This window comes from Klebsiella sp. LY (assembly GCF_004010915.1).
Classification (GTDB): domain Bacteria; phylum Pseudomonadota; class Gammaproteobacteria; order Enterobacterales; family Enterobacteriaceae; genus Klebsiella; species Klebsiella quasipneumoniae.
Window position 1 is genome coordinate 173,939 of sequence record NZ_CP022444.1, and the last position, 12,079, is coordinate 186,017.

General features: G+C 61.5%; 12 protein-coding genes. 3 read left to right on the top strand and 9 right to left on the bottom strand.

Annotated features, from left to right (window positions below):
• Positions 1-108 precede the first annotated feature (108 nt).
• The 3 genes from catA to CE636_RS03590 all read right to left on the bottom strand — a co-directional run bounded on the left by catA (position 109) and on the right by CE636_RS03590 (position 2,575).
• Positions 109-1,035 (bottom strand): catechol 1,2-dioxygenase, encoded by a 927-nt coding sequence (catA, locus tag CE636_RS03580; RefSeq protein ID WP_017900514.1) that lies wholly within the window; start codon positions 1,033-1,035, stop codon positions 109-111.
• 66 nt (positions 1,036-1,101) lie between these two features.
• Positions 1,102-1,392, bottom strand: a complete 291-nt coding sequence (catC, locus tag CE636_RS03585) for a muconolactone Delta-isomerase (RefSeq protein WP_004202698.1) — start codon at positions 1,390-1,392, stop codon at positions 1,102-1,104.
• A 19-nt stretch (positions 1,393-1,411) separates the two neighbouring features.
• On the bottom strand, positions 1,412-2,575 hold the full coding sequence (locus CE636_RS03590) for a muconate cycloisomerase family protein (RefSeq protein WP_072140466.1): 1,164 nt from the start codon (positions 2,573-2,575) through the stop codon (positions 1,412-1,414).
• Between the two features lie 117 nt (positions 2,576-2,692).
• Between CE636_RS03590 and CE636_RS03595 the strand changes: the two genes are divergently transcribed.
• Positions 2,693-3,583 (top strand): IclR family transcriptional regulator domain-containing protein, encoded by an 891-nt coding sequence (locus CE636_RS03595; RefSeq protein WP_074423806.1) that lies wholly within the window; start codon positions 2,693-2,695, stop codon positions 3,581-3,583.
• Here CE636_RS03595 and kmrA read toward each other — a convergent pair.
• The gene (gene kmrA / locus CE636_RS03600; protein WP_017900512.1) at positions 3,578-5,077 is read right to left on the bottom strand and encodes an efflux MFS transporter KmrA; all 1,500 of its coding nucleotides are present in this window, start codon (positions 5,075-5,077) and stop codon (positions 3,578-3,580) included. The two genes, CE636_RS03595 and kmrA, sit on opposite strands and share 6 nt — an antisense overlap.
• Positions 5,078-5,196: 119 nt before the next feature.
• On the opposite strand from kmrA, the gene CE636_RS03605 reads away from it, so the two are divergent.
• Positions 5,197-5,772: a TetR family transcriptional regulator gene (locus tag CE636_RS03605; protein ID WP_025999264.1), complete on the top strand. Its 576-nt coding sequence runs from the start codon at positions 5,197-5,199 to the stop codon at positions 5,770-5,772.
• 210 nt (positions 5,773-5,982) lie between these two features.
• On the opposite strand, the gene nhoA is transcribed toward CE636_RS03605, so the two are convergent.
• The 4 genes from nhoA to CE636_RS03625 form a co-directional block, all read right to left on the bottom strand.
• Complete coding sequence (gene nhoA, locus CE636_RS03610) at positions 5,983-6,828, bottom strand: N-hydroxyarylamine O-acetyltransferase (RefSeq protein ID WP_017900510.1); 846 nt, start codon at positions 6,826-6,828, stop codon at positions 5,983-5,985.
• Positions 6,829-6,904: 76 nt separating this feature from the next.
• Positions 6,905-8,560: an ABC transporter permease gene (locus tag CE636_RS03615; RefSeq protein WP_017900509.1), complete on the bottom strand. Its 1,656-nt coding sequence runs from the start codon at positions 8,558-8,560 to the stop codon at positions 6,905-6,907.
• 55 nt (positions 8,561-8,615) lie between these two features.
• Positions 8,616-9,584, bottom strand: a complete 969-nt coding sequence (locus tag CE636_RS03620; protein ID WP_017900508.1) for an ABC transporter substrate-binding protein — start codon at positions 9,582-9,584, stop codon at positions 8,616-8,618.
• Positions 9,581-10,282: an ABC transporter ATP-binding protein gene (locus CE636_RS03625; RefSeq protein WP_017900507.1), complete on the bottom strand. Its 702-nt coding sequence runs from the start codon at positions 10,280-10,282 to the stop codon at positions 9,581-9,583. The genes CE636_RS03620 and CE636_RS03625 overlap by 4 nt, the downstream gene beginning before the upstream one ends.
• A gap of 214 nt (positions 10,283-10,496) precedes the next feature.
• On the opposite strand from CE636_RS03625, the gene CE636_RS03630 reads away from it, so the two are divergent.
• Positions 10,497-11,078 (top strand): flavin reductase family protein, encoded by a 582-nt coding sequence (locus tag CE636_RS03630; protein ID WP_004202718.1) that lies wholly within the window; start codon positions 10,497-10,499, stop codon positions 11,076-11,078.
• Positions 11,079-11,133: 55 nt separating this feature from the next.
• Here CE636_RS03630 and CE636_RS03635 read toward each other — a convergent pair whose 3' ends face one another.
• A complete protein-coding gene (locus CE636_RS03635) occupies positions 11,134-11,958 on the bottom strand; it encodes a helix-turn-helix domain-containing protein (protein WP_017900506.1) in 825 nt (274 codons plus the stop codon).
• Positions 11,959-12,079: the final 121 nt, after the last annotated feature.

Here is a 12,079-nt window from a genome sequence, read left to right on the forward strand (position 1 = left end):
AGTCAGTCCCTCCTGCAGTATTCAGGATGAAATAAACCGGGTGAATTGTTAGCTTTCAGGTGCAATGTCTGGCCCGGGCAACCGCGTGCCCGGGGCCGTTACAGCAGATTACGCTTTGGCGCGCAGGCGGGCGCCGCGCTGCTCTTCGTCGGCGCTGAGCGCTTTACACAGGGTGAAATCAAAACAGACCTCAGTGTGCTCTCCCTCAAGGTCGCGCTGCGCGATAGTCTCGCGGTCCGTCACTTTAATCGGGTCGACAATCAGACCGTCGCGGGTGGCGAAGGCAAAATCATCCCACAGGTATTTATCGCCGCTGAGGTTGATCTGGCTGGTGAGATGTTTATGCCCCGGCGCGGAGACGAAGAAGTGAATATGCGCCGGACGGTTGCCGTGGCGGCCTAACTGATCCAGCAATTTCTGCGTTGGTCCATCCGGCGGACAGCCGTAGCCGGAAGGCAGGATGCTGCGCACGCTATAGCGGCCATCGGCGCCGGTACGGATCCGACGGCGCAGGTTGTATTCGCTCTGGCTCGGGTCGAAGAAGGAGTAATTGCCGAGGGTATTGGCGTGCCAGATATCGACGATGGCGTTGGCCACCGGCCGGCCCTCGGTATCTTTGACCTGGCCATGCAGCCACATCACTTCCCCTGGGTCGGCGCCATCATCCATCCGGGCGTGACCTTCGGCCAGCGGCGCATTGGCCACATACAGCGGCCCTTCGATGGTGCGCGGGGTGCCGGTTTCCCGGCGCGCCGCTGCGTCAATGGCATCCTGACGCAGGTCGAGGAAATGCTCCAGACCCAGCCCTGCCGCCAGCAGCGCCGCCTCCTGACGACCACCCAGCGCATGCAGATAGTTCACCGCATGCCAGAACTCTTCTTCGGTGATGTTATAGTCGTCGATCAGCGTACAGATATTCTCCAGCAGACGGTGAATAATGGCTTTAAAACGTTCGTTTCCGCCAGGGACATGTAAACCCGCCCCTTCACGTAATAATTTCTGCACGGCTTCTTGTTGTACGAAAGCATTACTCATTATTATTCTCTCTTATCGTTGTAGGGTATTTACCGGGTCACCCCGGCATGAGGTCAGGTGTTATTATTAGCTATCATCGTCACGAACAGACGAGGGATGGCGGCACAGCGCCTCGACGCGAATATCCATAAAAGGATACAGCGGCAATCCCATTAATATTTGATGTAACTCTTCGGTATCTTTGACATCGAAAATACTGACATTGGCGTAAAGACCGGCGACGCGCCAGATATGTCGCCATTTGCCTTCCCGCTGTAATTGTTGCGAATAGGCTTTTTCGCGTTGTTTTATTTCCTCCGCTTCGGCGACGGGAAAGCCGAGCGGTATATTCACGGTCATATCCACTTTAAATAGCATCTGTTTCTCCTGTTTCCCGCTACGCCTGGCGGGTGTAAAAACGCAGTTTGTCTTCATCCAGCTCGACGCCAAGACCCGGGATTTGCGGGAGCACCACCTCGCCGTCGGCAAAGGAGAGCGGTACGCTGACGATATCGTCTTTCAGCAACAGCGGGCCGAACATTTCGGTGCCCCACTGCAGCGGCAGCGTCGACCAGGCGTGTAGCGAGGCGACAGTCCCGACGGTCCCCTCCAGCATGGTGCCGCCATACAGGCCAATACCCGCCGCCTGGGCGACGCGGGCCAGCGCCAGTACGCTGTTCGGTCCGCCGGCCTTGGCGATTTTCAGCGCGTAAGCGCCAGTAAAGCCCTGCTGCGCCAGTTGATAGCCATCGTAAGCGGTGGCCACCGCTTCGTCGGCGAGGATCGCGGTTTCAATATGCTGGCTTAACCGCACCAGCGCCGCGTTGTCGTGGGCGCTGACCGGCTGTTCGATGAGGTCGACGCCCATCGCCGCCAACTCGCGGCAGCCTTTCGCGCCGGTTGCGGCGTCCCAGGCCTGATTGACGTCGACGCGGATGCTGGCGCGATCCCCTAGCGCCTCCACAATGGCGCGAGTATGGCGCAGGTCGGTCGCTAATTCGCGTGCGCCAATTTTCAGCTTAAAAGCCTGATGGCGCCGCTCGGCTAACAGTTTTTCCCCTTCGGCAATATCTTTCGCGGTATCGCCGCTGGCTAACGTCCACAGCACCGGCAACGCCGTTTGCAGCGCGCCGCCGAGCAGCGCCGACACCGGCAGCCCCAGCGCTTTGCCCTGGGCATCCAGCAGCGCGGTTTCAATGGCGGACCTGGCAAAAGTGTTGCCTTTAATGGCGCTGTTCATGCGGGCGGTCAGCGCATTCAGGTTATCAGCCGGTTGCCCCAGCAGCAGCGGCGTCAGGTAATGCGTTATCGCCGACGAGATAGTCTCCGGGCTCTCGACGCCATAGCTCAAGCCGCCGATGGTGGTGGCCTCGCCAATGCCGCAGATGCCGTCGGAGCGGGTAAGGCGCACGATCACCAGCGTCTGACATCCCATGGTGGTCATCGACAATTTATGTGGCCGGATGGTTGGGACATCCACAATCCAGCTCTCAATACGTTCTACGGTGGCAGTCATTTTCGCTTCCTGATGAGATGTATAACTTTTTGTACCCACATCCATAACGGGGAGGGCTATGCCATTGACAATAGGGTTCGGCCTGGCGGATGGTCAACGGCGATAATCGAAATGTTGTGCGATTATCGACGCGTTTGTTAAAAGACGGTTATTAATGTGATCGTGGTGGTAAAACCGGCACAATTCAGCGCGCCCCATTTTGCGCAATGTATAGTGATCTGCCGTGAGCTTTACGCTGCAACGGAGAAGGATGCGATGAGCGACAATATCCCCAATACGCTGAGCGCCAGGCAGGCCGAGCACGATCCCAACTTTATGCTGTCTCTGGCCCGCGGTCTGGAGGTGCTTAACGCCTTCACCCCACAGCGTCAGCGGCTGACCATTTCCCAGTTAAGCCAGAAAACGCAAATTTCCCGCGCGGCGGTACGCCGCTGCCTGTATACCCTCGCCGCGCTGGGCATGGTCCATAGCCCGGATGGCCGCCATTATGAGCTGCTCCCCCGGGTGCTGGCGGTGGGCCATGCCTATCTCGCCGGCACCCCGCTGGCGAAAGTGGCGCAGACGGCGCTGGACAGCCTCGGCAAAGCCCTCGGCGAATCCTGTTCGGCGGCGACACTCGACGGGGATAACGTGCTCTATATTGCCCGCGCGGCGGTGAATAATTTATTGAGCGTCGATATCGGACGCGGCAGTCGCCTGCCGGCGTGGGCGACGTCGATGGGTCGGGTATTGCTCAGCGCGCTGCCGGAAGAGCAGCTGGAGGTGACACTGTCACGTGCCGTGCTCATTCGCTACACCCCACACACCCTGTGCGATATGGCCGGGCTACGCGCGGAGATTGATCGGGTGCGCATGCAGGGCTATGCCCTCGCCGACCGGCAGATAGAGGTGGGCCTGTGCTCGCTGGCGGTGCCGGTGCTGTCGCGTCATGGCCAGGTGGTGGCCGCGCTGAATGTCGGGGTGCCGGCCGCGACGGTCAGCGCCGCGGCGTTAAAAGAGAAAGCCCTCGCCCCGCTACGCCGCGCGGCGATGGACCTGTCGCTACAGCTATAGCGCCGTCTGCGGCTTCGTCACCGTGGCGAGGCTGCGCCAGATCCCGGCGGCCAGCAGCAGAAGCATGACCCCCGCTGTCGCCAGCACCAGACTGTGCGCCTGGGTAAAGGCCGCCTTCGCCGCCGCCATCAGCGCCTCCGCCACCCCGGCGGGTAGCGCCTGGGTCAGGCTGACCGCCTCGCCGATCGATGACGACGCCCGCTGCGCCATGGTCTCATTCAGCCCGGACGGTAGCACAATGGTGGCGCTGTAGCTGCGGGTCAGGATCAGGCCGAACAGGGCAATGCCGAGGCCAGCGCCCAGCTCATAGGCCATGGTTTCGATCGCCCCGGCCGCCGCCGCTTTCTCCTTCGGCGCCGCCGCCATAATGGCGGAGCTGGAGGCCAGCAGCGCGCTGGCGACGCTAAAGCCCAGCAGCGTCATCAGCCCCCAGGCCAACCATTGCTGAGTGCTGAAATCGGTCAGCGCCAGGCCCAGAAAGCTGAAGGCGCTGAGCAACATCCCGCCGGTCGCCACCTCGCGCAGCCCGAGCTTCGACACCAGCATCCCGGCAATCGGCCCGCTAAAGCCGCTGGCCACCATCACCGGCAGCATAAACATCCCCGCCTCGAACGGCGTTTTCTGATGCACAAACTGCAGCTCCTGAGCCATCAACAGCTCAAAACCCACCAGGGTAATCAGGGCGGTCATCGCCATCATCACCCCGCTTAAAATAATGCGATGAGTGAACAGTCGCATATCCACCATCGGCCGGGCCGCCGACAGCTGTTTGCGGATAAACCAGGTGAGCATCGCCGCCCCGCCGATCGCCACCAGCGCGGTGAGCCACAGCGCCAGCTGGCCCTTCAGGGCCGATTTGGCGCTAAACACCAGCATCAGGATCGCCGCAATCAAAATGAGCGCCTGCAGCAGGTTCAGCGGCTGGTCGCGGCGCGCGGGCTGGCGCGGCACCACTTTCGCGTTAATGGCGATAACCACCAGCACAATCGGCACGTTGATCAGGAACACCGATCCCCAGTAGAAATGCTCCAATAATATGCCGCCCACCAGCGGGCCAAAGGCCGCGCCGCCGGAGCCCACCGCCGCCCACAGCCCCAGCGCCATATTGCGCTGGCTGGCCTCGGCAAAGGTGCTGCGGATGCCGGCCAGCGTCGCCGGGACGATCATCGCCGCCCCCACCGCCAGCAGGGCACGGGAGGCAATCAGCGTCAGAGCCGTCGGCGACAGTGCGGCGCACAGCGAGGCGACGCCAAAAATAGCGCTGCCGAGCAGCAGCAGACGTTTAAAGCCGATTTTATCGCCAAGGGCGCCCATCGGCAGCACCATCCCGGCCATCACCAATGAATAGATATCAATGATCCACAGCAGCTCATTGCCGCTGCTGCCCAGCGCGACGCTGAGGGTCGGCGCGGCCACATGCAACACCGTGGCGTCAATCGCCACCGGAATATAAACCAGCAAAATCGCCATCAGCGTCATCCATTGCCGTGACATAGCTTGTACCTCAATGTTAGAACTTGGACACACGTCCAGGATGGCGATCCTGCCGGATTGTTGAACGCATGTCCAACTTTTTGTTACACTCGGCCAAAGCCAGATATCAGCGGGGTTCTATGCACTATTTACAGCGGGATGAGCGACGGGAAGGGATTATGCAGGCCGCCATGCGCCTGGCGCTGCGCGGCGGCTTCAGCGCCATGACCGTGCGGCAGATCGCCCGCGAAGCGCAGGTGGCCGCCGGGCAACTGCACCACCACTTCGCCTCCATCGGCGAGCTGAAGTCCCAGGTGTTCATCCGTCTTATCCGCGAGATGCTCGACATGCCGCTGGTGGCCGAGGACGCCAGCTGGCGCGAGCGGTTATTCTCGATGATCGGCAGCGAGGATGGCCGGCTGGAACCCTATATCCGCCTGTGGCGGGAAGGCCAGGTACTGGCCGACAGCGACCCGGACATCAAAGCGGCCTACCTGCTAACCATGACCATGTGGCATGCCGAGACCGTGGCGATCGTTGAGCAGGGCCTCGCCTGCGGTGAGTTTCATTCGACCGAGCCGCCGGCGGATATCGCCTGGCGTTTTATCGCCCTGGTGTGCGGCCTCGACGGGATTTACGCCCTCGGCACCCAGACCCTGGACGAGACGGCGTTTAGCCGTTATTTGAATAAGATGATTACTCTGGAATTGTTTTAGCTGACTTTGACATTACGACGATAACGATCCTCTATGGCGCGGCGTAGTTCCATCGCAGGCATTGGCTGCTGGCGGAAGCCATTTAACGCGTTGTGCCGTTAGTTTACCGGATCGCGGCTACGCCTTACCCGGCTTACATAAACGCTTCTATCTCCCTTCGATATCTTTCCCCTGGCCCGGTCAGCGCAGCGCCGCCGGGCATGAGGAAATTTACTTCCCGGCTTCCGGATGCGTATCGAAAGCCGCCATCACCGCCGCCAGCGCCGCTTCGCTGAAGCCATGTTTAGGATCGTCCACGCCCAGGCCGAAGCGGGTTTGCAGCCCTTCGTACAGCGCGGAGACATCGGCAAAATCGACCTTCTCCACCACGTGGTTATTCTCCCAGTGGGTAAAGTGGAAATTGGTGAGGGTCATTTTGCCGCCGTCAGGCAGATGACGGCACATCAGCAGGTGGTGACGGAAGTGGGACTGCGGCCAGTGCGCCGACCAGAAGTTACCCATCACATAATCAGACGCATACTGGCGGCCTAAATCGAAATGGTACATCGACTGCCAGTGTTCGTGATGGTTGAACTGCAGCGTCCACTCATCCCCTTCATGCACCAGACGATAGCTGCCGTGCGGCGTCTGCTGCGGGATATCGGCCAGCAGCTTAATCGGCGCGGTCAGCGTCTGGCCGCCGAAGCCAACGTCGGCTACCCAGCGCTCGCCCGCCACTTCCACCAGCAATAAACGGTGAGTGCGCGGCGGCATCTGCGGCGGATTGGCCAGCACCACCCGGCCAAGCAGGCTGCGAACGTTAAAGCCTATTTCGCGCAGCGCGCGCTCCAGCAGGCCATTTTGTTCAAAACAATACCCCCCGCGGCGGCCGGCGATCAGCTTCTCTTCCAGCGCCAGGTCGTCAAGATGGATCTCGCGCGGCAGCAGGACGTCGAGGTTTTCAAAGGGGATGGCGCTGTTATGCTGCAGATGCAGTTGGCGCAAGGTATCAATGGAAACATCAGGCTCGCCCGTCCAGCCCAGACGGGAAAAATAGGCGCGTAAAAAGGGACTCATCAGGGTCTCCAGCTGTAGGTGTCCGACATTTATAGCCTATTTTTCCGCGCCGACCCTCTTTTTTGTGCGCTTGCTGTTAACCGCGCGTGCTGCGCTGCATCAGCGCCAGCGCCGTCAGCATCAGGACCAGACCGGTCAACAGCGTCAGGCTGGCCATCGCCATGCCCTGACCAACGGATCCTTGTTCAAACTGGCGCCAGATAAACACCGCCACGGTCTGCGTGCCGGCGGGCGACAGCAGCAGCGAAGTCACCAGCTCCCGGGACGCCACCGCAAACACCATCAGCATCGCCGCCAGCAGCGCCGGAAAGACCAGCGGCAGGACAATCAACCGCAGCGCCCGCAGCGGCGACGCGCCGTGCACCCGGGCGGCGGGCTCAAGGTTCGGGCCCAGCTGGCGCAGCGCGCTGCCGACATAGCGCACCGGCCAGGGCAGCAGCAGGCAGCAATAGGAGAGCAGCAGCATCCACAGCGTGTTGTAGGGCGAGCGCGGCCAGAAGGGCTGATTCCACAGCAGGATCAATCCCACCCCCACCACCACGCCGGGCAGCGCCGCCGGCATCAGCGACAGCGCATCCACCACCCCGCGCCCTTTGATCTTCTGCACCATTACCAGCCAGGCGGCCAGCAGCCCCAGCGCGCCGACGATCAGCGCCGAACCTAACGCCAGCGACAGGCTGACGCCGAGGGCCGACAGGGCATCGCCCTGCTGGTCGAACAGCGCCGCGAAGTGACGCAGCGTGACATTCTCCAGGCTCACCCCGCCCGAGAGGGTGCCCATCAGGCTGGTGAGCATCATCGAGACGGCGGGGACCCCGACCGCCAGGCCGCCGACGGCCGCCATCACCAGCAGCGCGGGCAGCGTCATCCAGCCCAGCGACGCTCCGCGGTTTTCTCCCGGTTTACCGGTGACGCTGGTGACCTCCTTCTCCCCCACCAGCCGCGTTTGCAGCCACCAGGCGAACAACGCCACCGCCATCAGCAGCAGCGACAGCAGCGCAGCGCCGGTGAGATCCACCGGCCAGTCGGCCAGCTTTTTCTCAATGCCCACCGTCAGCATCACTACTCCCGCCCGACTGCCCAGCGCCGCCGGGACGCCAAACTCCTCGATGGCGAGAGTAAACGCCAGCAGCATCCCCGCCGCCAGCGCCGGGGAGAGCATCGGCAGCGTCACGTGCCAGAAGGCGCGCCAGGCGCTGGCGCCATGGACCCGGGCGACCATCGCCAGCCGTTGCCCGCTCGCCAGCAGGCTGCGGGAGACGGCAAAGTAAACCACCGGAAAAATGTTAAAGGTCATCACCAGCACGATCCCGCTGCGGCTGAACAGCAGATCGTTTAGCTGCCAGCCGGTCAGCTGCTGCAGATAGCCCTGGCTTTGCAGAGCCAGCATCCACGAGAGCGCCGAGATATAGGGCGGCGTCAGAAAGGGGATCAAAAACAGCAGGTCCCACAGCCGGGGCAGCGGCAACGAAAACATACCGCGCAGAATGCCGAGCGGCAGGCCGATCATCACGCTGGCCAGCGCCACGCCGCCGGCAATCCACAGCGTACCGCCGAGCATCGACGGCAGCTGGGGGTCGGCCAGCAGCGGCGAGACGCCGCCAAAGGCGTCATGGAGCGAACCGGCGCTAAAATGGGGAAAAATCGCCTGCAGCAGAATAAACAACAGCGGTAACGCGACCAGCAGCGTCAGGGCGGCAAGCGTCACGCCGGAAAGGAATTTTTGTTTCACAGCGGTTCCTGAAACGAAGCGTTCTCCGGCGGCCAGCGCCGGAGAATCGTGTCAATTATTGGGCATACAGCTGACTGAAGCGGGTCAGGACGGCGCTACGCTCGCTACTCCCCTCGCCGCTGGTGGGCAAGACCTTCAGCGCGTCCAGCAGCGGGCGTTTAGCGGCCACATCGCGGCGAGCGGGCATCAGCCAGGCGTCGGCGACCCGCGCCTGACCTTCCGGCGACAGCACGTAATCGATAAAGGCTTTGGCCTCGTCGGCATGCTGGCTGGTTTTGAGGATCATCATCGGGCGTGGGGCAATCACCGTCCCGCTGGCCGGGAAGATCACCTTCAGCGACTCGCCCTGCTGAATATTGCCGTAGGAGACATAATCCACCGCGCCGAACACAGCCGCTTTCGCCCCCTGCATCACCGGCGTCACCGCCTGGGCGTTGGGGCCGCTGACCACCATGCCGTTCTTTTTCAGATCGTCAAACAGCTGCCAGGCCTGGTCGCCCATGCTGTTTTGCAGGCCAATCAGCAGATCCAGCGACGCGCCGGAGAGCGCCGGGTCAGGCGTCGTCACCTTATCTTTAAACGCCGGCTGGGTGAGATCCCGCCACTCTTTCGGCTCCGGAGTGCCGCTTTTGCTGTTCCAGACGATGCCAAGCGCCGAGACCCCCTGGGCGATATAGTCCGCCGATTTCAGATTAGCCGGTACCTTGTCGGCGTTGGCGCTGTGAAAAGGCAGCAACCAACCCCGCTGGTGCAGATCCTCCGCGGTATCCCATGAAGCGGAGATCAGCACATCCGCCTGTGGGTTGGCCTGCTCGGCCTCCAGACGGGCCATCACTTTGCCGGTGGTGGCCTGGAAAACGGTCACCTTCACCCCGGTCTGTTGTTCAAAACCGCTGGCCAGGCTTTTCGCCAGCGAGCCAGGGCCGGCGGTGTAAACGGTCAGCGCATGGGCGCTTGAGAGCATCATGGCGGAGAGAGCCATCGCGAGTACCACTCCTTTCTTAACGGTCATAACGGTGTTCATACAACGTCCCCTGAGGTTGGCGTAACGGCGCGGACAGCGGCCACGCGGCCCGCGGATAAATGGACTATCCGGTCGGCTAACAGCTCGGCTTCACGGCGGTCATGGGTAACATACACGGCGGTGATGCCGAGCTGGCGCAGCAGGCGGCTCATTTCGCCACACAGCGATTCGCGCAGTTCGCTGTCCAGGTTGGAGAGCGGCTCATCAAACAGCAGCACCCGCGGCGCGGCGACGATCGCCCGCGCCAGCGCCACCCGCTGCTGCTGGCCGCCGGAAAGGCCTGAAGGTTTACGTTCGGCAAAGCCGTCGAGGCCCACCCGCGCCAGCGCCTCGCTCACCCGGCGCTCGCGTTCGGCGCGGGCAATGCCGCGCATGCGCAGCGGAAAGGCGACGTTCTGCGCCACGCTCATATGCGGCCAGAGGGCGTAATCCTGGAAAACCATGCCGATATCGCGTTGTTCCGGGGGCAATCCCCAGCCTGCGCTGGCCACCAGCCGATCGCCAAAGCGGATTTCACCGCTGGCCGGCACGCTCAGCCCCGCCAGCAGGCGCAGCAAGGTGCTTTTGCCGCAGCCGGACGGGCCCAGCAGCGCCACAATGCTGCCGGGTTCGATATGCAGCGAGAAGCGATCGAGAATGGGGGTCTCTGCGAAGGCGAATGAGACCGCCTGCAGAGTGATAGGGGTCAGCGCGCGCATTGTCGCCCTCCCTTGCGGGAAAGCAACCCCTGCCCGGCGGTCGACATCCGACGGGACGCGCTCACCTGGGATAACATCAGGGGAGCCAACATATTGTGATCCTCTTTGGGACTTTGTGCTGGCGACTATAGTCAGACGAGATGACGTATTGATTACATTTTCATTGCGGCTTAACGTATTACCCGCCAACCGACCCATTACTCAAGGAACGCCTATGAGCCGCTTTCGCCACGTGGAACTGCAGTATGCCAGCCGCCTGCTCAACCACGGTCCGACCATTTTGATCACCAGCTACGACGCTGCGTCCGACCGGCGCAACGTCATGGCCGCCGCCTGGTCGATGCCGGTGGAATTCGCCCCACCGCGGGTGGCTATCGTGGTGGATAAAAGCACCTGGACGCGGGAAATCATCGAGCGCAACGGCACCTTCGGCATCGTGGTTCCCGGCGTGGCCGCCGCCAGCTGGACCTACGCCGTCGGCAGCGTCAGTGGCCGCGATGAAGACAAATTCAATGCTTACGGAATTCCGGTGGTGACCGGTCCGGAGCTGGGCCTGCCGCTGATCGAGGAGAAGTGTCTGGCATGGATGGAGTGCCGCCTGCTGCCGGCGACGGCGGCCCAGACCCAGTACGACACCCTGTTCGGGGAGGTGGTGTCTGCCGCCGCCGATGAACGCGCATTCGTCACCGGACGCTGGCAGTTCGATGACGATAAGATCAATACCCTGCATCATCTGGGGACAGGCAATTTTGTCGCCAGTGGCCGCCACGTGCGGGCAAACTCCCTCGACGAATAAGCGTGACCTGCCGCGGGTGGCAGATTTTTCCCCTGCCCGGCCTGCGGCCCCCCTTTTAACCCGGTGGGCGGCGGCGATCGGCGCTTGGGGTCAGGCCAAACACTTTTTTATACAGGGTGGTAAAGTGGTTGCTGTTGGCGAAGCCGCACAGATAAGCCACTTCGGTAATGGTCATCTCCGTTTCGCGTAATTTGACCCGCGCGGAGACCAGTCGCAGACGTTTCAGATAATTATCCGGCGTTAATCCGGTGGCCTCTTTAATATGGCGAAACGCCGTGCGGGTGGTGAGATGAAATTGCTCCGCCAGCTGCTGCCAGTTATGTTCTTCGAAACAGTGCTCCTGCAGCCAGGTGAGTAATTTATGCAGTTTATAGCGGGTGCTGCTATATTCGGCTTCCGACTCGGCTGTGAGAATGGTGGTCACCAGCTGGAAAAAGAGAGACTCCCGTTGCGGGGTATTATCCGCCGCCCTCAGCGCCGGGGAAAATATCTTTTCCACCAGTTCCCGACAATAGCTGCGGGTCTCCGGTGCCAGCCAGCCATAGCAGGCGGCGCGCTGCGCCGATAATTGCTGCAGCAATCCCTCCATCTGCTGTAAATAGCGAAAGGCCACCGCCGGATTAATTAAGACATTAATCAACTTCAGCGTCCCCAGCTCATCATAATAGTGGACATCGCCAGGCTGGACATAAAATACATCGCCCTGCTGGATATACAGCGGGCGGCCATTAATAACGTGTAATCCATGCCCCTCCTCGACGATCACCAGCTCGGCAAACTCGTGGCCATGTTCCTGGCTATTATCTTCCGGGTCGCTGGCGTACATGCCGAGCTTATCCTGGGGGTGGGTGAAATAATACTCAATGGTCAGTGTCATCATTACAGCAAATCCTGAACAGCCTGGTGCGCAGGGGCACGATAATCTATTCCGGCCCTCGGCACGCGCCCGATGTGCGGATTTGTGATCGCCAGCGCCCCCACCTCATTATTCCTGCCATTTT